At 63.8% G+C, this 19,919-nt stretch carries 19 protein-coding genes and 1 riboswitch; of the genes, 11 read left to right on the top strand and 8 right to left on the bottom strand.

The features are described from left to right. Position 1 precedes the first annotated feature (1 nt). The 3 genes from QN084_RS08155 to QN084_RS08145 all read right to left on the bottom strand — a co-directional run bounded on the left by QN084_RS08155 (position 2) and on the right by QN084_RS08145 (position 3,170). Entirely contained in the window at positions 2-1,201 is a 1,200-nt protein-coding gene (locus QN084_RS08155) for a cation:proton antiporter (RefSeq protein WP_069696805.1), read from the bottom strand. Positions 1,202-1,206: 5 nt separating this feature from the next. Further along, entirely contained in the window at positions 1,207-1,689 is a 483-nt protein-coding gene (locus tag QN084_RS08150) for a cation:proton antiporter regulatory subunit (RefSeq protein WP_021474051.1), read from the bottom strand. Positions 1,690-1,766: 77 nt separating this feature from the next. Beyond that, the gene (locus tag QN084_RS08145; RefSeq protein ID WP_069696804.1) at positions 1,767-3,170 is read right to left on the bottom strand and encodes an MFS transporter; all 1,404 of its coding nucleotides are present in this window, start codon (positions 3,168-3,170) and stop codon (positions 1,767-1,769) included. 129 nt (positions 3,171-3,299) lie between these two features. Between QN084_RS08145 and QN084_RS08140 the strand changes: the two genes are divergently transcribed. The 6 genes from QN084_RS08140 to mnhG are packed head-to-tail and all read left to right on the top strand — an operon-like array spanning position 3,300 to position 9,554. After that, a complete protein-coding gene (locus QN084_RS08140) occupies positions 3,300-6,281 on the top strand; it encodes a Na+/H+ antiporter subunit A (protein WP_069696803.1) in 2,982 nt (993 codons plus the stop codon). Then, positions 6,278-6,778: a Na(+)/H(+) antiporter subunit C gene (locus QN084_RS08135; RefSeq protein WP_021474054.1), complete on the top strand. Its 501-nt coding sequence runs from the start codon at positions 6,278-6,280 to the stop codon at positions 6,776-6,778. Before QN084_RS08140 ends, QN084_RS08135 begins: the two co-directional genes overlap by 4 nt. Then, positions 6,775-8,343, top strand: a complete 1,569-nt coding sequence (locus tag QN084_RS08130; RefSeq protein WP_069696826.1) for a Na+/H+ antiporter subunit D — start codon at positions 6,775-6,777, stop codon at positions 8,341-8,343. The genes QN084_RS08135 and QN084_RS08130 overlap by 4 nt, the downstream gene beginning before the upstream one ends. Beyond that, entirely contained in the window at positions 8,340-8,906 is a 567-nt protein-coding gene (locus tag QN084_RS08125; RefSeq protein WP_021474056.1) for a Na+/H+ antiporter subunit E, read from the top strand. The genes QN084_RS08130 and QN084_RS08125 overlap by 4 nt, the downstream gene beginning before the upstream one ends. After that, complete coding sequence (locus QN084_RS08120) at positions 8,903-9,181, top strand: MrpF/PhaF family protein (protein WP_021474057.1); 279 nt, start codon at positions 8,903-8,905, stop codon at positions 9,179-9,181. Before QN084_RS08125 ends, QN084_RS08120 begins: the two co-directional genes overlap by 4 nt. Then, a complete protein-coding gene (gene mnhG / locus QN084_RS08115) occupies positions 9,171-9,554 on the top strand; it encodes a monovalent cation/H(+) antiporter subunit G (protein ID WP_021474058.1) in 384 nt (127 codons plus the stop codon). The genes QN084_RS08120 and mnhG overlap by 11 nt, the downstream gene beginning before the upstream one ends. 47 nt (positions 9,555-9,601) lie before the next feature. Here the strand turns inward: mnhG and QN084_RS08110 are convergent, their stop codons facing one another. Beyond that, positions 9,602-9,862: a DUF4235 domain-containing protein gene (locus QN084_RS08110; protein ID WP_021474059.1), complete on the bottom strand. Its 261-nt coding sequence runs from the start codon at positions 9,860-9,862 to the stop codon at positions 9,602-9,604. A gap of 37 nt (positions 9,863-9,899) precedes the next feature. After that, the gene (locus QN084_RS08105; protein WP_069696801.1) at positions 9,900-10,571 is read right to left on the bottom strand and encodes an NUDIX hydrolase; all 672 of its coding nucleotides are present in this window, start codon (positions 10,569-10,571) and stop codon (positions 9,900-9,902) included. 183 nt (positions 10,572-10,754) lie between these two features. Further along, a riboswitch (TPP riboswitch) is annotated at positions 10,755-10,890 on the top strand. A gap of 77 nt (positions 10,891-10,967) precedes the next feature. On the opposite strand from QN084_RS08105, the gene QN084_RS08100 reads away from it, so the two are divergent. From QN084_RS08100 to QN084_RS08090, 3 genes are read left to right on the top strand one after another with little or no spacing between them, the layout of a single operon-like run. Then, positions 10,968-11,588, top strand: a complete 621-nt coding sequence (locus QN084_RS08100) for an ECF transporter S component (RefSeq protein WP_069696800.1) — start codon at positions 10,968-10,970, stop codon at positions 11,586-11,588. Next, positions 11,588-13,129 carry an ABC transporter ATP-binding protein gene (locus QN084_RS08095; protein WP_285751507.1) on the top strand — a complete coding sequence of 514 codons (1,542 nt, stop codon included), beginning with the start codon at positions 11,588-11,590 and terminating at the stop codon, positions 13,127-13,129. Before QN084_RS08100 ends, QN084_RS08095 begins: the two co-directional genes overlap by 1 nt. Beyond that, a complete protein-coding gene (locus QN084_RS08090; protein ID WP_069696798.1) occupies positions 13,126-13,920 on the top strand; it encodes an energy-coupling factor transporter transmembrane component T family protein in 795 nt (264 codons plus the stop codon). The genes QN084_RS08095 and QN084_RS08090 overlap by 4 nt, the downstream gene beginning before the upstream one ends. Before the next feature lie 4 nt (positions 13,921-13,924). Here the strand turns inward: QN084_RS08090 and QN084_RS08085 are convergent, their stop codons facing one another. Together QN084_RS08085 and QN084_RS08080 are read right to left on the bottom strand one after the other, a co-directional pair. Continuing rightward, on the bottom strand, positions 13,925-14,527 hold the full coding sequence (locus QN084_RS08085) for a GNAT family N-acetyltransferase (RefSeq protein WP_069696797.1): 603 nt from the start codon (positions 14,525-14,527) through the stop codon (positions 13,925-13,927). Between the two features lie 47 nt (positions 14,528-14,574). Beyond that, positions 14,575-16,710, bottom strand: coding sequence for a penicillin acylase family protein (locus tag QN084_RS08080; RefSeq protein WP_069696796.1), 2,136 nt, complete (start codon positions 16,708-16,710; stop codon positions 14,575-14,577). Positions 16,711-16,812: 102 nt separating this feature from the next. Between QN084_RS08080 and QN084_RS08075 the strand changes: the two genes are divergently transcribed. After that, positions 16,813-17,541, top strand: a complete 729-nt coding sequence (locus QN084_RS08075; RefSeq protein ID WP_069696795.1) for a siderophore-interacting protein — start codon at positions 16,813-16,815, stop codon at positions 17,539-17,541. 127 nt (positions 17,542-17,668) lie between these two features. Then, entirely contained in the window at positions 17,669-19,192 is a 1,524-nt protein-coding gene (locus tag QN084_RS08070; protein WP_069696794.1) for a UDP-N-acetylglucosamine 1-carboxyvinyltransferase, read from the top strand. Between the two features lie 23 nt (positions 19,193-19,215). On the opposite strand, the gene QN084_RS08065 is transcribed toward QN084_RS08070, so the two are convergent. Further along, positions 19,216-19,737 carry a hypothetical protein gene (locus tag QN084_RS08065; RefSeq protein ID WP_139126926.1) on the bottom strand — a complete coding sequence of 174 codons (522 nt, stop codon included), beginning with the start codon at positions 19,735-19,737 and terminating at the stop codon, positions 19,216-19,218. Positions 19,738-19,919: the final 182 nt, after the last annotated feature.

The following is a 19,919-nucleotide window of genomic DNA, read 5'->3' as shown; positions in this document are numbered from 1 at the left end:
CTTAGACGGGGGTGGGCTCGGTTCTCCGGGGAGGAGCCTTGGGGCTCTTGCGGATCATCTTGACCAAGGGCTCCACGAACCGGGCCGCGAGTGGGCCCAGGATGGCCATAATGAGCACGTAAGCCGTTGCGAGAGCCGCGAGCTCGCCTGGAACGGCGCCGGACGCAAGGGCAAGCCCGGCAATGACGATCGAGAATTCGCCGCGGGCAATCAAGGCCGCCCCTGCCCTGAAACGACCGGGAACTGCGATACCCGCGCGCTTGGCTGCCCAGACGCCGGTAACCACCTTGGTTGCGGCTGTGAGGATCGCCAGGACAAGCGCCCAGCCGAGGACCGGCGGAATAGATGCCGGATCGGTGTTGAGCCCGAACGCTACGAAGAAAATGGCCGCGAAAAGGTCCCGCAGGGGTTCCAGGATGCGGGTGGCGTTGTGGGCGGTTGCGCCGGAGATGGCGATGCCCAGCATGAAGGCACCCACTGCGGCCGAGACCTGCAGCGCTGAGGCCAAACCCGCAACCAGGAGCGCCAGGCCGAGGACGTTGAGCAGGAACACCTCGGAGTTCTCGCTGTGGATCGCCTTCGACACCCGATGTCCGTGCCGCAGCGCCACCACCAGGACCACCGTGACAACAGCCAGTGCTATGCCCACGGTCTGCAGCCCGCCGAGGAAGCCGACGCCGGCAAGGATGGCGGTGAGGATCGGGAGGTAGACGGCCATGGCGAGGTCCTCGAAAACAAGGATCGACAACACCACGGGTGTTTCACGGTTACCGATCCGGCCAAGGTCCGTAATGACCTTCGCGGCGATGCCCGAGGACGAAATGTAGGTGACGCCGCCCATCACGATTGCCCCCACCAGTCCCCAACCAAGGAGCATGGCGATGCCCGCGCCGGGGATGAAGTTGAGGACAAGGTCCATAATTCCGGCTTGCCATGAGCGCTTGAGTCCGGTGACCAGTTCGGAAGCGGTGTATTCCAGCCCGAGCATCAGCAGGAGCAGGATCACCCCGATCTCGCCGGACAGGTGCGCGAACTCATGCAGGCCATCCAAATCCACCAGTCCGCCTGCCCCAAAGGCCAGTCCGCCAACCAAGTACAGCGGAATCGGGGACATGCCGATCCTGCCGGCCAACCTGGCAAGCAGGCCCAGGCAGAAGACTACGGCGCCCAGTTCCACCAGGGTCACTGCTAAAGGATCCATGCGGGTCAGCCGTTACGGAAGATGGCGGCGGCCAGGTCAAGGCCTTCCTGCGTGCCGACCGCTACGAGCAAATCACCGGGATGAAGGACGTCTTCGGGTGACGGTGACGGGATCACCTCGCCTTCGCGCATGAGGGCGACGATGGAAACCCCGCTCCGCGTCCTGATCTGTGCCTTCCCCATGGGCTGGTTGGCGAAGGGGGAACTGGACTTGATGGAGAACTGCCGGGTGATGATGCCCGGGAGTTCCTTGTGATCTTCCGCAAGCCGCATGGCAATGTGCTGTCCGCCAAGGAGGTTGCCCAAGGTTGCAGCTTCATCGGCCGTCAGCGGGATGGAAGCCTGGCAAGTGTCAGGATCGTCCCATGTGGAAACGAAAAGTTCGGTCTCACCCTCACGGTGCTCAACCACGCCGATGCGACGACCCGACGCTGTGACGAAGTCCTTGCGGACACCGAGGCCCGGGAGTTCGGTCTCTTCCACGTTCATCTCTCAACCTTAACTCTGTAGAAAATCTTCGATAGTCCGCTTGGGAGCGGCATTCGTGCCCGGTTCCCGCCGGGCCTTTATTTGCTGGGGACCACGGCAATCGCGGTCTTGCTCGGCGGCTTCACCGGCAGGATCACCAGCAGGCCTGCCAGCAGGACCACCATGATCCCGAGGATGCCCCAACGTTGGGCCCCACCTTCTTCAACAAACGGAGCGGCGATTGTGATGCACAAGGTGAAAAGACTGGGAGCGAGGAAGCTGACAGCCCGACCCGTAGTGGCGTAAAGACCAAAAAGTTCGCCCGATTCGCCCTCCGGAGCCAGCCTGGCAAGGTAAGCCCGGGATGACGATTGCGCCGGTCCTACGAACAGGCAGAGGAGGAGTCCGAAAACCCAGAAGGTGGTGGAGCCGGCCCATTGGTATCCGAAGAAATCATAGTCCCCGTTGCCGAGGACCAGGATGACCGTTCCGGCGATGAGCAACCCGATCAACGACAGGACGATGACGGCCTTGGGCCCGATCCTGTCATCCAGGAAGCCGCCCACGATGGCGCCGGCGGCTGCGACCACGTTGCCGAAGATTGCGAAGAAGATGACGTCCTTCAGTTCAAAGCCGAACGTGCCTGCGGCAATCACCCCGCCAAAGGTGAAGACGGCGGCCAGCCCGTCCCGGAAGATCGCGCTGGAGAGAAGGAAGAAGATCGTGTGCGGGCTGGTGCGGTAAATGGCTGCGATACGCCGCAGCAGCAAGCGATATGAAGCGAAGAAGCCCAGCGAGGCAGTGTCCTTGCGAATCCGCACTTCGGGCACCGTCAAGAGGACCGGCAGGGCAAAGACAAAGAACCACAACGCCGAGAAGACGGCCACCAGGCGGATATTAAGGGAGTCTTCCGTGGACGAACCGAACCACTCGAAAGACGGCTGGACAAACAGTTGCAGGACCAGCAGGAGGGCGACAATCCCGCCGAGGTACCCCATGCCCCACCCGAAGCCACTGACCTTGCCGATGTTCCTGGGCGTGGAGATCTGGGCGAGCATCGCGTTGTAGTTGACCCCTGCGAATTCGAAGAAGACATTCCCCAGCGCGATCAGGCTGACGCCCAGCAGAAGGAAACCCGGTTCCGGGAACACGAAGAAACACAACGCGGTCAGAACTGCCGTCGCTGCAGTGTTGACGCCCAGCCAGAGCTTCCGGCGCCCTCCGGCATCCGAGCGTTGGCCGGTGACCGGGGCAAGGAGGGCAATGGCGAGGCCGGCGACGGCCAGGGCGGTGCCAAGGGCAGCAGATGCAGTATCTTCCCCGCCGAAAGCATTCGATGTGAGGTACACGGTGAACACGAAAGTGGTCATCACGGCGTTGAACGCAGCCGAACCCCAGTCCCATGCAGCCCACGCCAGTATTTGGCCTTTCTTGGAAGAGGCAGGACCCGAGGCAAGCTCGGACGACGGTGGGGAAGTTTCGGGAACTGCAGCCGCGTTCATAGCCTGAATGCTATCCGGAGCAGGGGAAAAACTGTCGGTTCGCCTTGATAAACTAGACAGACTGAACCCAACGTATGTACCGCCTGCTCCAACTTTTGATAATTCATTCCTGACTTTGCGGAGACACCTTTGATCACAGTTCTCGCCATCACCTTTGTAGCGGCAACTGTGGCGCCCTTGATATTCAGCAAACTCGGTAGGAACGCCTTTTATGCCTTGGCCGCCATACCTGCCGGCGCGTTCATTTGGCTGGTCCTTCAGCATGACGCTGTATATTCCGCCGGCGGCATAGAAGAGATTGTCCCCTGGATTCCGGACCTGAAACTGGAATTCGCGTTCAGGATGGACGCCCTGTCCTGGGTGATGTCGCTGTTGATCCTTGGCGTGGGCACGCTGGTGCTGGTTTATTGCGCGCGGTACTTCAAGAATTCAGACCACAGTCTTGGCGGATTCGGTGCCCAACTGCTGGCTTTTGCAGGCGCGATGTTCGGTTTGGTGACGTCCGATGACCTGCTGATGCTGTTCATCTTCTGGGAACTGACCACCATCCTCTCCTACCTCCTGATCGGCTACGCGCGGACCAGGCTGGCAGCCCGCCGCTCGGCCCTGCAGGCATTGATGGTCACCACCGCAGGCGGGCTGGCGATGCTCGTGGGCCTCATCATCCTCGGCCAGGCAGCCGGAACCTACCGGATCTCGGCGATCCTCGAGCAAGCCGGGGAGCTCGTGGGCGGCCCCATGCAGGATGCCGTGACCGCCGCCGTCGTGCTTGTCCTGGTTGGTGCCATCACCAAATCGGCCCTCGTCCCGTTCCACTTCTGGCTGCCCGGCGCCATGGCGGCGCCCACGCCCGTGAGCGCATACCTGCACGCAGCGGCGATGGTGAAGGCCGGCATCTACATCGTTGCCAGGCTCGCCCCCGGTTTCGCCGAGTCCGCGTTCTGGCTGCCTGTGGTCCTCGGACTGGGCCTGGCAACCATGCTCATTGGTGGCTACCGGGCGCTGCGCCAGACCGACATCAAGCTCATCCTTGCCTACGGCACCGTCAGCCAGCTCGGCTTCCTGACCATGGTGGTTGGCCTCGGCCGCCCGGACGCGGCTCTGGCGGGCCTCGCACTGTTGCTGGCCCATGGTTTGTTCAAGGCAACGTTGTTCCTGGTGGTGGGCATCATCGACCACCAGTCGGGCACGCGAGACATCCGCAAGCTATCCGGTGTTTTCCGCTCCTCCCGGGCTTTGGGGGTGGTGGCGGCCATCGCCGCGGCATCGATGGCCGGCGTGCCGCCGTTGGCCGGGTTCGTGGCCAAGGAGTCGGTGTTCGAGACGTTCGTGCACTACGCCACCGAGCCCGATGCGCCGGCCTGGGGCATCTGGATCCTGGTGGGGCTGGTGATCGGCTCCATCCTCACATTCGCTTACAGCGCGCGGTTCATGTGGGGGGCATTCGCCACGAAGCCCGGCATTGAACGCACCCCGTTCAAAGCCATCAAGCCTGCTTTCCTCGCGGCCCCTGCCATCCTTGCCGCGCTGTCAATCGCCTACGGCGTCTGGCCGGTGCCCGTGGACGCTTGGATCCAGCCCTACGCCGCGCTCTTCGCAGGCAAGGAAAACGCCGTCGACGCCGGACACCTGGCTTTGTGGCATGGCGTCACTCCCGCTTTGGGACTGACAGCACTGACCTTCGCGGTGGGCGCGGCGATGTTCTACGGCCGCAACTTCGTGTCCCGGGCACAGGCATTTGTCCCTGACTGGGTGGATGGCGACCGCGCCTACCAGCACACCATCGGCGCGTTGGACGACGTCGCGGTCTGGATCACCGGCCGCACGCAGCGTGGTTCCCTGTACTTCTACCTGACGGTCATCCTCAGTGTCGCTTTCGCGGTTCCCCTGACAGCACTGCTCGTTTCCAACAAGCCGTTGCCCGGCAACGTGTACTTCATCGATCCCAATTCGCCGCTCCAGCTGATTGTGGGAATCGGCATTGTGGTGGGTGCGCTTGCGGCCGTCCGGGCCAACAAACGTTTCCTCGCCGTACTCATGGTGTCCGTCACCGGTTACGGGATCGCCCTGGTCTTCGCCCTCCAAGGCGCTCCTGACCTCGCCTTGACCCAGATGCTCGTGGAAACAATCGTCCTGGTTGCTTTCGTGCTGGCCATGCGAAGCCTTCCTGCAGAGCTGAGGGACCGCACCGGCGGCAGGCTGCGGGTTATCCGCGTCATTATCGGTGCAGCCTTCGGCGCCACCATGATCTTCGTTGCCATGTTCGCGATGGGTGCGCGGGTAGCCACGCCGGTCTCCCTGGAGTTCCCGAAGCTTGCCTACGAAGGCGGCGGGGGACTGAACGTCGTCAACGTGACCCTCGTGGACATCCGGGCATGGGACACGTTCGGTGAGATCTCGGTGCTGGCCGTTGCAGCCACCGGTGTGGCCAGCTTGATCTTCGTGCGCAGCCGGGGCGACCGGATCCGCACGTCAGCGGCAGTACCCGAAGGCAGTGTGGGCCGGCGGGTGGAGCGCGATTCCCGCGACAGTGCCACGCTGGCCGTCGCCCGGAAGTTCAGCGACGTGACACGCGATGCCTGGCTTGTGGCAGGCCGTACCCTGGCCCCCGAGCGCAGGTCCATCATCTTCGAAGTTGTCACCAGGTTGATCTTCCACTCCATGATTGTCTTCTCGATCTACCTGCTTTTGGCCGGGCACAACCTGCCGGGCGGCGGTTTTGCGGGAGGCCTGACAGCAGGCCTGGCCCTCACCATTCGTTATCTGGCCGGCGGCCGGTTCGAACTCAGTGAGGCAGCGACAGTCAGCGCCGGAACACTCCTGGGAACTGGCTTGGCCACGGCGGCTGCGTCCGGCGTCGTACCGCTGTTCCTTGGCGGCCAGGTGTTCCAGAGCGCCATCATCGAGTTCTGGCTCCCGGTGTTCGGGGACGTCAAGTTCGTCACCTCCACCATCTTCGATATCGGCGTGTACGTCGTGGTGGTGGGCCTGGCCCTGGACGTGCTCCGCAGCCTTGGTGCCGAGATCGACGAGCACTTTGAAGGAAAGGGAGCCCCCATCGCCGAGGAAGACGCCGCCGAGACCGCCTCTGCAGGGAAGGGCAACGCATGAGCATCAACCTGACCTTGCTGATCGTCATGGGCGTTCTCTACGCCTGCGGGATCTACCTCATCCTGGAACGCAGCCTCACGCGCGTCCTGCTGGGCCTGATGCTGCTGGCAAATGCCACCAACATCCTCATCCTCGCGACCGGCGGCTACGCGGGCCTGGCTCCCTTGTACAGCAAAGAGACAGATCCGGGGGCCTACAACGACCCCCTGCCGCAGGCTTTGATCCTGACGTCGATCGTCATCTCCTTCGCCGTCACGGCTTTCATGCTCGGCATCATCTACCGCACCTGGGCCCTGGCACGGCAAGACGAAATCCAGGATGACGTTGAAGACCGCCGCGTGGCCAAAACACCCAGCTACGACGCTGAAGACGATGCAATCGTTCCCTTGGAAACCTCGGAGTTCGCCATTACGCCGTCCACCCCCGAGGAACGCCTGGATCCGGAAGAAACCGAAACCCCCAAAACGGCAAAGAGCCGGGAAGGAGGCAGCGCGTGAATCTCGCTAACCTGTCACCGCTTGCTGTCCTTCTCCCCATCCTGGGCGCTGCACTGGCGTTCGTCTTGATCCGGCACACTGCGGCGCAGCGTGCCGTCAGCATCGGGATCCTGAGCCTCACACTGATTCTGGAATCCTTCCTCCTCTTCTCCGTGTGGAACGGCGGCACGACGTCCGTCACGCTGGGCGGTTGGCTGCCTCCGTGGGGCGTGGTCCTGGTGGTGGACCAGTTCTCCTCACTCATGCTGGTGGTCTCCACGGTGGTGAGCCTCGCGGTTTTGATTTACGCAACCGGCCAGGGCATGGCCGACGGCGATCAGGAAGCTCCCGTCTCGATCTTCCACCCCACCTACTTGATCCTCGTGGCCGGCGTGTCCAATGCCTTCCTCACCGGTGATCTCTTCAACCTCTACGTGGGCTTCGAGATCCTCCTGACCGCGAGCTACGTACTGATGACCCTGGGAGGTACCGGACCACGCATCCGCGCCGGCGTCACCTACGTGGTGGTCTCGGTTGTCTCCTCGGTCCTGTTCCTGATCGCCATCGCCATGATTTACGGCGCCACCGGCACCATCACCATGGCGGACCTGGCCATCAAACTGGCCGAGCTGGATCAGGGGACCCAGAACCTCCTGCACGTGATGCTCCTGGTAGCCTTCGGGATCAAAGCAGCCGTCTTCCCGCTGTCCTTCTGGCTGCCGGACTCCTACCCGACGGCCCCGGCACCGGTCACGGCAGTCTTCGCAGGCTTGCTGACCAAAGTGGGCGTGTACGCCATGGTCCGGACGGAGACGCTCCTCTTCCCGGGGGACACGCTCAACACCCCGCTTATGGTGGTGGCCCTGCTGACGATGGTGGTGGGCATCCTCGGTGCCCTGGCACAGAGCGACATCAAACGTCTGCTCTCCTTCACCTTGGTCAGCCACATCGGTTACATGGTGTTCGGCTTGGCGGTGTCGTCCGTGACGGGGCTGGGAGCGGCAGTCTTCTACGTGGCCCACCACATCACGGTGCAGACAAGCCTGTTCCTGGTAACGGGCCTCATTGAACGTCGCGGCGGATCGTCGTCGATCGACAGGTTGGGCGGACTGGCCAAACTCTCCCCGCTGCTGGCCGTGCTGTTCTTTTTACCGGCCATGAACCTTGCAGGCATTCCGCCCTTCTCAGGGTTCCTGGGCAAACTCGGCCTTCTGCAGGCCGGTGTGGATCTGGGAACACCGCTGGCCATAACGCTTGTAGTGGGCGGGGTTGTCACAAGCCTCTTGACGCTGCTGGCGATTGCCCGCGTCTGGAACAGGGCCTTCTGGCGCAAGCCCGAGGACGCTGACTTCCCGGACCCCGTCCTTCAGTCTCCCGGCAGCGTCGGAGTCCTCCCGCGAAGCATGGTGGGTTCCACCGCAGCGCTGGTGGTCTTCGGAGTGGCACTGACAGTCTTCGCCGGACCGCTCTTCAACCTCGCCGGCGGCTCTGCGGAAATCATGCTGGACCGGGGTGCGTACATCCACTCCGTGCTGGGTGACACCGCTCCCGTGCCCGCGCAGGCGCAGCCGGGTGATGCCAAATGAGCCGTAAACCCATATCCTTCCGGACCGAATTGCCGCTGCTGGTCTGGCTGGTCATCGTGTGGGGTGCCCTCTGGCGGGACTTCAGCCCGGGCAATCTGCTGTTCGGCGCGTTGATCGCGATCATTGTGGCCAAGCTGTTCTACCTTCCGCCCGTGGAACTCAGCGGGCGGTTCAACGTGCTCCGGGCATTCCGCTTCGCCCTCATGTTCCTCGGCAAAGTGGCGGCAGCGAGCTTCCTGGTCCTCTACTTGGCCGTGGTCAAAGGGCCCAGCGTGCGCAGTGCCATCGTCGCTGTTCCGTTGCGGAGCCATTCCGACCTCATGGTGACGGCCACCGGCCACGTCATTTCGCTGATTCCGGGCTCGCTGGTGGTGGAAGTGGACCGCTCCACGTCCACCCTGTACCTGCACGCCCTGAACATGAAAACCGAAGAGGACATCCAGAAGATCCGCCGGGAGGTCCAGGACATCGAAGCCGGGCTGATCCGGATCATGGGAACACGTGAAGAACTGGACGCGCTGCAGGCCGAGCAGCACCCAGGTGTGAAAGGGGCAGCGCTGTGAAAGAACTTGTACTGGTGCTAACGGCGGCAATCCTGAGCCTGGCTGCTGCCGGGGCCATCATCCGGATCGCCATCGGCCCGTCGCTCCTGGACCGCGTGCTGGCATCGGACGTACTGCTGGCCATCCTGGGCGCGGCGCTGGCTATCGACATGGCCGTGAACCGCCACTTGAACAACCTCATGCTGCTGGTTGCCCTGGCCGTTATTGGATTCATCGGATCCGTAACGGTTGCCCGCTTCGTGGCCGACAGAAGGGGTCAAAGCAATGAGTCCTGATGCAACGGGCATGGACGCAGTCATTGATGGCGTGACCGCCGTCTTTCTGGTGGTGGGCGCGCTGATGTCCCTGGGTGCTGCTATTGGCTTGCTGCGTTTTCCCGACCTGATGAGCCGCATGCACGCCGCCACCAAGCCCCAGGTCCTGGGTTTGTTCCTGATGCTGGCTGCCATAGGCCTGCAGATGAGGACGTGGTGGGTGTGGCCGGTCCTGCTGGTGGCCTGGATCTTCCAACTGCTCACCGCTCCAGTCTCCGCGCACATGGTGGGCCGCTCCGCGTACCGCACCAAGCACGGACACCGGGAACTGCTGACCAAGGATGAACTGGAAGCAGTGGTCCAGCGGGCAGCCGAAAGCCAGAAGGAGAACTGACACGCGTTCCTGCGTTTCAGGAACGCGTGCCAGGAAACCGGAAGCTCCTAGATGATGTCCTGGGACTTCGCGAACCGGGCAATGGCACGCTGGGTTCCGCGGCTGGTGAGCACCTGGATGAGCGTGCTGACGAAAGCCGATACCAACGCGAAGGTCAGGGCTGAGCGGAGGCTCGTCTCGACGTCGTCGTGGCCTGTGGGCGGCTTGTGGCCTGTGGCCTTTTCCCAACCCTTGTTCACCAATTTGGTGCCAAGGAAACCCGCGCCGAGGCTCACACCGGCACCCAGAAGCTTGAAGAAGAAGTTCATGACCTCAGCCTAGCGTCACGGCGGTGGGGGCCGCGTTTTACTGCTTGTTCCCGCATTCCTTCAGGAACGCAGCCATGGAGCCCGGAGGTGACACGACGGGCCGCACCTGATGCTCGGCCTGCCACACGGCCTCCACACTGTGGAACTCCGAGATCTCCTTGAGCAGGAAGTACGTTGGGGGCATGAGCTGAAGCTTGCCCTCTGCCTCGGCCGCCAGGATGCCTTCCACCGGCATCCAGAGTGACTGCCAGGCCTCCGTGGTTTGGTGCTGCGGCTCGGCTCCGGGGGCGGGCCTGGCCACGTAGAAGTAGGTGTCGAAGCGCTTGGGCATGTCCGTGGGCGTCACCCAGTTGGCCCAGGGGCGGAGCTGGGAGGCGTCGAGGGTCAGCCCTGCTTCCTCGAACACTTCACGGATGGCAGCCGCCAGCACCGTGCCTGCTTGCGCATGCGGGTCGGAGGCCGCGATCGAGCTCATCGCCCAGTCGGCCGCATGCCTTTCCAGCAGTTCGGAGGAGTAGTCCCAGCCCTCCGCGTCCGAGGCATCGACGCGACCGCCGGGGAACACCACCATGCCGGCGGCAAAGTCCATGGAAGAGACCCTGTGCTGGACAAAGGCTTCCAGTCCCGCCGACGCATCCCGAAGCAGGATCACGCTGGCGGCAAGGCGGGGTTCGGCCACGGGGGTGTCCTTGGCTGGCTGTTCTGTCATGGGATGGGCGCCCCTCTTGCTGCTGTGAATCCGGTGTGCTGAATCTGCTGGCCCCATTCTCTCAGGTGTGCGGCACAGCCGGTCGCGGCTGTGCGCCCGTGAAACAGCAAAAAGGTTTATGACCGGGCCCATAACCCGGCGCACCCCTTCCGGTGTAAACTGGGCACGCCCACAAGGGCAGATTGATAACGACAGGGGAGCGCCGCCGTCGAACCTGCAGGCATGCAGGAGACGCGAGGGCGCTGAGAGTGCGGACAGCCGCAGACCCTCGAACCTGATCCGGTTAGTACCGGCGCAAGGGAGTCGAGCTTCTCAGAGTGTCCGGAACCGGATGGCAGCAGGCCACCGGGAATACCGGGGAGCACTTTCCCCTCCTGTAACCTCAGGAGGCTAAGAATGACCACGTCAAGCGTGAAGAAGGCCGGCAACAGCTGGCGCGTTGTAGACATTGTGGTGGCGGCGCTGATTGCCATCGCAGGCGGAGTGATCTTCTGGGCCTGGTCCCAGGGCGCCGCACTCGTATCCGTTCCCATGAATGCTGCTTATCCGCCCCTCACCGGCCTGATCGCCGGTGGGTGGATGATCCCGGCCGTACTGGGCATGCTCATCATCCGCAAACCGGGAGCAGCGCTGTTCTGCGAAGCGGTCGCAGCAACGGGTGAGCTCATCATGGGGTCCCAGTACGGCACCACGGTCCTGATCTCCGGCATCCTGCAGGGCCTCGGAGCGGAACTGATCTTCGCTGCTTTCCGCTACAAGAAGTTCAACCTCCCGGTGGCCCTCCTCGCGGGTGCCGGGGCAGGACTGTTCTGCGGCCTTAACGATTCCTTCATGCCGTGGGGCTGGAACATCGCCTACGAAGCCGTCGACAAGCTGGCCTACATCGCCTTCACCACCGTTTCGGGTGCAATCATCGCCGGGGCACTGTCCTGGGTGGCCACCCGCGGGCTCGCGTCCACGGGCGTCTTGAGCTCCTTCGCTTCCCGGAAAGCCGCGTCAGAGCCAGTCTTCAACTGATGGGACCGGCACAGGTACGGCCCGCCGCCATCTCCGCCAACGGCTGGGGCTGGCGGCATTCCGGCCGGACGGTACCAGCCATCCAGGGGCTGGACCTGCAGATCGAACCCGGGGAACGGGTTCTGCTGCTGGGGCCGTCCGGCGGCGGAAAATCGACGTTCCTGCACGCCCTGGCCGGGGTGTTGGGTGATGAGGAAGACGACGCGGACGAGACCGGTTCCCTCCTCATCGACGGTGCGGCACCTCGCGAACAGCGGGGCCGGGCCGGGCTCATGCAGCAGGACCCGGAAACGCAAGTAGTCCTGTCGCGCGTGGGCGACGACGTCGCTTTTGGAGCTGAGAACCTTGCCGTGCCCCGGGACGACATTTGGGCCCGGGTCCATGAAGCGCTCGACGACGTCGGGTTGCGTACCGCTGCCGGCGACGGCCTCGCGATGGACCATCCGACGGCGGCTCTTTCCGGCGGACAGAAGCAGCGCCTGGCGCTGGCCGGGATTCTGGCGATGCGGCCGGGGCTGGTCCTGCTCGATGAACCAACGGCGAACCTGGACCCGGCAGGCGTGCTGGAAGTCCGGGACGCAGTTCGCCGCTGCCTTGAAAAGACCGGTGCCACGCTGGTTGTGGTGGAACACCGGGTGTCCGTATGGAAGGACCTGGTTGACCGCATAGTGGTCCTCCAACCGGGCGCGGCCGGTGGCGGAGTGCTGTTGGACGGCCCTCCCGATCAGGTGCTCGCCGAAGCCCGGAGCATGCTCATCACAGCCGGAGTCTGGGTCCCGGGATATGTGCCCCGTACCCGCACCAGGACCACCGCTGAGGGGCCGGCGGAGTTGCTCCTCGCAGCAGAACACGTGGCCGTTTCCCGCGAAAAGCCGCGGCGGAGGGGTTTCAAGAGCATCCCGCCCATCCCGGTCCAGGCCGGTGTGTCTGCCCAGGTTCGGGCAGGACGGGCGTTGACCATCACTGGCCCCAACGGCGCAGGGAAGTCCACCTTTGCGCTCACGATGGCCGGCCTTCTGGCGCCGGTGGCAGGAAAGGTCTCTGCCGCCGTCGAGCTTTCCGAGGGCGCCGGAATCGATCCCTTCAAATGGAAGGCGGATCAACTGATTTCCCGGATCGGGACGGTGTTCCAGGAGCCTGAGCATCAGTTCGTCACGGGCAAAGTGATGGATGAGTTGATGTTTGGGCCCCGGCACCTCGGCAGGGGTGAGGAGCGGGTGGACGAACTCCTGGAGAGGCTCCGTTTGACGCACTTGGTGGACGCGAATCCCTACACGCTGTCCGGCGGCGAGAAGCGGCGGCTTTCCGTCGCGACCGTCCTGGCCGCCCACCCACAGGTCCTGGTGCTTGATGAGCCTACCTTCGGGCAGGATGCCAACACCTGGGCGGAACTCGCGTCGTTCCTGTCCGAGTTGCTGGACCAGGGCACGGCCGTTGTGTCCGTCACCCACGACGAGGAATTCAGCGCAGTGCTGGGCGGCATGGAGTTGCGGCTGGACCCGGCCACAGAAGCTGCCAGGCAGGAAGCGGGTGCCGCATGAGGGATGCGCTAAGCCTCACCGGAAACAACGCGGTGCTGACCAAGGCCAACCCCCTGGCGAAGTTCGTCGCCGTCTTCCTGATTTCGATGGTCCTGGCCTTGTCCATCGACTGGGTATCGGCATCGATCGCCCTTGCCGCCGAACTCGCACTGTTCCCGCTGGCCGGGCTGACCTTGCGGCTCTTGTGGGTGCGGGCGTGGCCGCTCATCGTCGCAGCCGCAATTGGCGGGTGGAGCACGGCGATTGTCGCTGCGGACAGCGGGGCCGTACTGCTCGACGTCGGACTGTGGTCCATCAGCGAAGGTTCCCTTGAGTTGGGGCTGGGTTTCATGCTCCGCGGCTTGGCGATCGCCCTCCCGGCGATCCTCCTGATGACCTGCACGGACCCCACCGACCTTGCCGACGCGCTGGCTCAGAAGGCCCGCCTCCCGCACCGGTTCGTGTTGGGATCGTTGGCTGCGATGCGGCTTGTGGGGCTGATGGCGGAGGAATGGCAAACCATTGGCATGGCCCGGCGCGCCCGCGGCGTGGGATCGCAGGGAAACCCGGTGCAGCGGCTCAAAGCGACCCTTGGTCAGAGCTTCGGGCTGCTGGTCCAAGCTGTCCGGCGGGCGTCGCGGCTGGCTGTGACCATGGAGGCCCGGGGCTTCGGAGGAGCGCAGCGCACGTGGGCCCGGGAGTCCACCTATTCAATGCTGGACGTTTGGGTCTTGCTGGGAGGGGTGCTGATTGCCGCCGCGGCTGTGTTGGCCGCCTTGGGCGCAGGCACGTGGAGCTTCGTCTGGCGCTAGGGGTTCAGCGAGTGGATTGCTCCGCTTGGATTTGTTCGAAGCCGGCCCGCGTGAGGAAGCCGAACTGGGCTTCCTTTTCTTCGAGCTGGATGATCGGACCCAGCTCGAAGCAGGTCGCCTCCAGCCGTCGAAGCGCCTTGGCGTTCCTGGCATCGGGCTCCACTATGATCCGGTCCTTTCCGGGCACCGAGAACATGTACTTGATGAGGGACGTCGCAAGCCGCGGGGTGAAGTGCGGAATCGGCCGCGTCGCGGGAGCGAGCAGCAGGTGCATGCCGATGTCCTCCTCGCGCGCAGGGTAGGCCTCACCCACGGGATCGTGCAGCGGCTCGTACGTCTGGAACAAAGCCAGCGGCTCCCCGTCCAGGATCACCAGGAAGGCATGGTGCGTGTCCAGGGAGTCCAGGAACTCGTAGATTCCCTGGACTTCCTCGCGTGATTTTTCGGTCATGCCCCAGAACCTTGCCCTTGGCTGCGAGACCCACTGGTGGACCAATTCGATGTCTTCCGAAGGAATGAGCGGGACAATCCGCAACGAACCCCAGCCCGGGAGTTCTTCTGCGTAGATGGTCTGGCGGACGGCAAAGTCCTCTGTTGAGGTGGTCATTCATTCTCCATTTGGTTTGTGTGTGGCGTGCGTGCCGGAAGCAGCTGTCAGCGCGTTTCGTTGCGAAGACGGCCCCAATCCGTGATCACGGGAATGAGTTCACCCTCGGCCCAGAGGGGGAGTTGGTCGGCAAAATGGGGGCTGTCCGGTCTGCCGGAGGCGCCGAAAGGGACCACCCAGCGGCTGTTGCTTCGCTCGGCAAGGTCCCAGACATAACGGGCGACAGGTCCCCGGAAGCTGCGGTCGTCAACACCGGGAAGGCTCTCCGTGCAGAGGACGCATCCGGTGTCCCCGCTGAGCGCACGTGTTGGTGCCGAACCGGTGAGGTCTCCGGGTAGCACATGGACCGCCAGAAGCTGATGCCGGTCACCCCACGTGCCGCGGTTCTTGCTTGAATCCTCCAAGGCCCTATCCTGCGCCGCATCCTCAAGGGCCGCAGCAGCCTCAACAGGCACCGATATCCCCAGTTCGCCGGCGCGGACCGTCAGGGTTTCGAGCGCGAAACCCACCCGGGAACCTATGGAGAGCCACGGTCCGAACAAGGGCGAAAATCCCGTCGGCCCGGCAAGGGCAGATAAGGCAGGATGCCTGACCATCCTTTGGACGAGGGCACCCCGCCACGCTGCGAAGCACGCCGCCAGATGGCTCCCGGCGTCCATCCGACCGTCCCATTCGAGAAGCCTGGCATGGAGGGACGACGCCTCCGGGGAAAGATCATCTGCATCGAGGGCCGCCAAGAGTTTCCGGAAGTGTGGCCACGGCCCCAGGTACGTGTCCGAGTGAATGGCCCGCATGTGGTCCGCCGTCAAGGGTTCCGAGGCGGCCTCCAAGAGCTCGCGGATCTTCCGCGCCCGGTGTTCCGGAGCGAACTCCAAGGCTACGGAGTCTCCACCGCCAGCTGCGCGATCGTTGGCGCTGACGGCGAAACGGCGGACCTCGGTGCGGGGAAGAGCCACGTACTGCTTGTCCCATCCGTGACGGGAAGAGAAGCCCGGAACAGGCAAGCGACGGTTTGCAGGATTGCGTTGCGGAACCAGGCCGGCCACGAATTGTCGTACGGAGCCATGGACGTCTGCTGTTATGACACTGTTGACGGGTTCCACCCATGAATCGAATGCAGCCTCCACATCTGCCACGCTCCGGCTCCGCAACAGCGGAAGGAGGGATTCGAAACCCAGCCGCCCTTCAACCGACGCGGGGAAGCGCAAACTCAGCGCGCCGCCGTCGGGCGTTTGTGAAATAACGGGACCGCGGGGCGTCTGGAGGACTTCCACGCGGACCGGCTCGCCGCCCCGCACGGTGATGGTTTCGACGCCGGCCTCAACGACCTCCCAACCCTTGGGGCCCCGCGCGAGCACCCGCTCGGCGGAGGCCCTACGGCCGGGGAGCCGGCGGAGGTGTTCTTCAAAGAGATCCTGGTAGTCGGCCATGGCATTGGTGATGGCCCAGGCGGTGTGACCTGTGTGCGCAAAATGCGGCAGCCCGGGGATACCAGGGAAAGCGAACCCGACGGCGTCGAACTCCGGGCAAGCCAGGCGCACCTGCTGGTACACGCCGGGCAGTTCCATGAGGCGATGGGGGTCGCCGGCCACCAGCGGAAGCCCGCTTTCAGTGACGGATCCATGTGCAGCCCACGCGTTGCTGCCCGACCATACCGGTGCCTCGATGCTGAACAGGTCCACTGCCTTGGCGCCAAGGGTACGGGCAACGTGGGCGCGGAACAGCTTGTTGGGAAAGGTGGAGAACAGGATGTGGTGAACGAGGAAAACTCCCAGCGGGGTCCAGGGATTCCACGGTTCGGCCGCAGCGCCGGCCCGGTCGAATTCCGCGCCGCTCCGCAGGCCGTCCGCCAAAGCCTGGTTCACGCCGTCCACATATTTCCCACACCAGCGGCGGGTGGCCTCGTCCAACCCTTCAAAACAGCGCTGCGCAGTATGGTCCAGTCGGGCCTGCCGGGCGAAACGGTCCCACTCAAGGACCGCGGATCCCAGGAGCTCGGCCGTCCGTCCTTCGGAGCGCCAGCGTTCCAGTTCGATCTGCCAGGACCTGTCCGCTGCCGCATTGAAGCCTTGGAGGAAGGCCAGGTCATCGGCACTGTCAGCCCACAGGTGGGGGATGCCCCACTCGTCCCGGTAGATCCCGGAACCTTCTGCGGGCGGGTTGTACGTCGACGCTGGCGTCATAGTTCGGGGACTGCTTTCGAGCTTAGGTTAGGCTTACTTAAGTTCAAGATAGGCGGTGCGGCCGCCTTCTCAAAATCCCTGCCATTCATGAAGGAGTGTTGCTTGAAGCGGAGCTGGGAAGGCATCGTCCTCAAAGCGATGGGTGCCAAGGACTTCATGTTGGAGGTCATCGGGCGGGAAGAAATCAGCCCTGACTTCCTCCGCGTCAACGTCAAAGACGGTGGGCTGCTGATGGACTCCGAGCTGCACCCCACCATGTGGATCAGGCTGTGGTTCGACGACGGCGGAAAGGGTCATCAGCGCGCCTACACCCTGGTGGATCCGGATGTGCGGGCCGGAACTTTCAGCATGGACTTCGCCATGCACGCAGGTATCGCGGCCGACTGGGCCCGTACGGTGCAGCCCGGCGCCACCATCGAAGCGACCGTCCAAGGCAGCGCCTTCAATTTCCCGCAGCCGGCGCGGCGCCTTTGGATCGTTGGCGATCCCGCCTCGATCCCGGCCATCAACTCGCTCTTGGACGCACGTTCCGACGTGGGATCCACGGCGCCGGCGCACCTTTGGCTGGAATTCCAGCACGACGCCGATCCTTCCCTTGAGGTCCGGACGACGCCAAGCGATGCTGTTACCTGGATTCCCCGCAAGCGTGACGGAGCGGCCCTGGCGGAAGAAGTCTGCTCGTCGCTGACTGCAGAAGCCGTTTCGCCAGAGGAGGACTTTTTCTGGGTTGCCTGCGAGGCCTCCAGTGCGCGCGCCATTGCCAAACACCTGCGCAAGGTGGTGGGAGTGGATAGACTGCGGATCGACGTCCTTGGGTACTGGAAGGCCTGACCCCCGCACCTTGGCCGACAGTCCGCCGTCGAGCTTTATATCGCACCGCCCGGGTATGGTGTGACCTTAACCGCTGAATCGGCGTTTTGTGCGGGCCTTCTAACTCACTTGTGATATTTCTTGGGTTATGACCCAACCTACTGCCGAACACGTTGGCCTTCTGCTTCGCGACGCCCGCAGCGAGAAGGGCTGGACCCAAGGACAGCTGGCCGCCGAGCTGGGAACCAGCCAGAGCGCCGTGGCCCGCATGGAGCAGGGCAAACAGAACCTGAGCCTTCGAATGATTGAACGGCTTGAGGCCATCTTTGGCCGTTCCATCGTCAAGGTGGGCCGTCCCCAGATGACCCACCTAAGGGTTGAAGGCGGGCGGACGTTATCCGGTGCCGTTGACGTCAACAGCAGCAAGAATGCCGGCGTGGCCCTGCTGTGTGCCAGCCTGATCAACCGGGGAACCACCACCCTGCGCCGTTTGGCAAGGATTGAAGAGGTCAACCGGATCGTCGAGGTCCTGACGTCCATCGGCGTCGAGTGCACGTGGCTTAATAACAGCGATCTGCGCATCCGCCGTCCCGAAGTGCTGGATCTCGGCACCATGGACGTCGATGCAGCGCGCCGGACCCGCAGTGTCATCATGCTGTTGGGACCGCTCCTGGACGAGACCGACGAATACCTGCTGCCGTATGCCGGTGGCTGCGATCTGGGGACCCGCACCGTTGAGCCCCACATGCAGGCGCTGCGCGAATTCGGGCTGAGGGTCGAGGCGAAGTCCGGGTTCTACTCCGTAGCAGCCCCGCCGGCCGACGGCGAAGACCGCTCGTTCGTGCTGACGGAACGCGGCGATACCGTGACCGAGAACGCCATCATGGCTGCCGCGCACCGTGAGGGCACCACCGTTATCCGCAATGCCAGCCCCAACTACATGGTCCAGGACCTGTGCTTCTACCTGCAGGGCCTGGGCGTGGGGATCGAAGGCATTGGCACCACCACGCTGCGCATCACCGGCCGGTCCAGCATCGACGTGGACATCGAGTACTTCCCCTCCGAGGACCCCATCGAGGCGATGTCCCTTATCACTGCCGGCATCGTCACCAACTCCGAGGTGACCATCCGGAGGGTGCCCATCGAGTTCATGGAGATCGAGTTGGCCACCTTGCAGCAGATGGGCCAGGAGCTGGAGATTTCCGGCGAATACAAGGCACGCAACGGACGTACCCGTTTGGTGGACGTCACCACCAAGCCATCCGAGCTCCGCGCCCCGCAGGACAAGATCCACCCCATGCCGTTCCCGGGGCTGAACATCGACAACCTGCCCTTCTTCGCCGTGATCGCCGGCAATGCAGAGGGCCAGACCATGATCCACGACTGGGTCTACGAGAACCGCGCCATCTACCTGACCGAGCTCAACAAGCTCGGCGCCCAGGTCCAGCTCCTGGATCCGCACCGGATCTACGTCAACGGCCCCACCAAGTGGCGTGCCGCCGAGATTGGCTGCCCTCCGGCCCTCCGTCCGGCGGCGTGCCTGCTCCTTGCGATGCTTGCCGCCCGCGGAACGTCGGAGCTCCGCAACATCTATGTCATTGAACGTGGCTATGAGGACCTCGCCGAGCGGCTGAACACCATCGGCGCCAAGGTGGAGTACTTCCAGGACTAGGCCGGTCCCTCAAATTTGCTGGATCATTCCGGCCTCGGCCCTCGGGGACCCTGCCATTCCGGGGCTTCGCCTGCGGTCAGGTGCGAATGATCCAGCAAATTTCTGCTCGTCCACCCAAATGGCGGGGTCTTCCCCTGGCCAGGAAGCCCCGGATTTCCGCCATGACGTGCTCCGGCGAGTTCCAGATCTGCTCCGGGGCGTACTTCCACGGAGGCAAGGGGAAGACTGGCCTCCGGACCGAAGCGGAGACCGCCGTGCCGCACGAAGCCGTGCCCTCTGCCGTGCCTGGTGGCTAAGTGAAGCTTTGCCGGTGTGGTCTTGAGCCAGAGACCGTACCTGAGGGCTGCGCTGGCACATGTCAGGTAGCCGTTGTTGGAAACCGCCTTAAGGACAGCAGGGTCAGCCGACGGTATGGCCCACAGACCATGCCTGGGCTGATAGGCACCTGCGAGCTTGCGGATATCGGCGGGGGTGTACCCGTTGGCCCGGAGCAGCCCGATCTTGGCGACTCCGCCCACCGATGTGAGGAATTCAAGCGCATCCATAGGGCCAGCAAGCCACGATCGACGCCCCGCCAGGAGTGGGCGGGGGCCTTATGTGGATAGCCCGACGAGAAATTTGCTGGATCACTCCGGCCTTGGCCCTCGGGACCCCGCCATTTTCGGGGCTTCGCCTACGGTCCGGTACGAATGATCCAGCAAAATTGACGGACCAGGTGGCGGCGGGG

Source organism: Paenarthrobacter sp. R1 (assembly GCF_030264015.1).
GTDB classification, from domain to species: Bacteria; Actinomycetota; Actinomycetes; order Actinomycetales; family Micrococcaceae; genus Arthrobacter; species Arthrobacter ureafaciens.
This window is presented reverse-complemented; position numbering and strand designations above follow the sequence as displayed.

Excerpts from the sequence above, each read along its gene's own strand:
- QN084_RS08155 (WP_069696805.1), bottom strand. The coding sequence starts at position 1,201 with ATGGATCCTTTAGCAGTGACCCTGGTGGAACTGGGCGCCGTAGTCTTC.
- QN084_RS08105 (WP_069696801.1), bottom strand. The coding sequence starts at position 10,571 with ATGACAGAACAGCCAGCCAAGGACACCCCCGTGGCCGAACCCCGCCTT.
- QN084_RS08070 (WP_069696794.1), top strand. The coding sequence starts at position 17,669 with ATGACCCAACCTACTGCCGAACACGTTGGCCTTCTGCTTCGCGACGCC.
- QN084_RS08145 (WP_069696804.1), bottom strand. The coding sequence starts at position 3,170 with ATGAACGCGGCTGCAGTTCCCGAAACTTCCCCACCGTCGTCCGAGCTT.
- QN084_RS08085 (WP_069696797.1), bottom strand. The coding sequence starts at position 14,527 with ATGACCACCTCAACAGAGGACTTTGCCGTCCGCCAGACCATCTACGCA.
- QN084_RS08065 (WP_139126926.1), bottom strand. The coding sequence starts at position 19,737 with ATGGATGCGCTTGAATTCCTCACATCGGTGGGCGGAGTCGCCAAGATC.
- QN084_RS08080 (WP_069696796.1), bottom strand. The coding sequence starts at position 16,710 with ATGACGCCAGCGTCGACGTACAACCCGCCCGCAGAAGGTTCCGGGATC.
- QN084_RS08090 (WP_069696798.1), top strand. The coding sequence starts at position 13,126 with ATGAGGGATGCGCTAAGCCTCACCGGAAACAACGCGGTGCTGACCAAG.
- mnhG (WP_021474058.1), top strand. The coding sequence starts at position 9,171 with ATGAGTCCTGATGCAACGGGCATGGACGCAGTCATTGATGGCGTGACC.
- QN084_RS08095 (WP_285751507.1), top strand. The coding sequence starts at position 11,588 with ATGGGACCGGCACAGGTACGGCCCGCCGCCATCTCCGCCAACGGCTGG.
- QN084_RS08150 (WP_021474051.1), bottom strand. The coding sequence starts at position 1,689 with ATGAACGTGGAAGAGACCGAACTCCCGGGCCTCGGTGTCCGCAAGGAC.
- QN084_RS08100 (WP_069696800.1), top strand. The coding sequence starts at position 10,968 with ATGACCACGTCAAGCGTGAAGAAGGCCGGCAACAGCTGGCGCGTTGTA.
- QN084_RS08110 (WP_021474059.1), bottom strand. The coding sequence starts at position 9,862 with ATGAACTTCTTCTTCAAGCTTCTGGGTGCCGGTGTGAGCCTCGGCGCG.
- QN084_RS08125 (WP_021474056.1), top strand. The coding sequence starts at position 8,340 with ATGAGCCGTAAACCCATATCCTTCCGGACCGAATTGCCGCTGCTGGTC.
- QN084_RS08135 (WP_021474054.1), top strand. The coding sequence starts at position 6,278 with ATGAGCATCAACCTGACCTTGCTGATCGTCATGGGCGTTCTCTACGCC.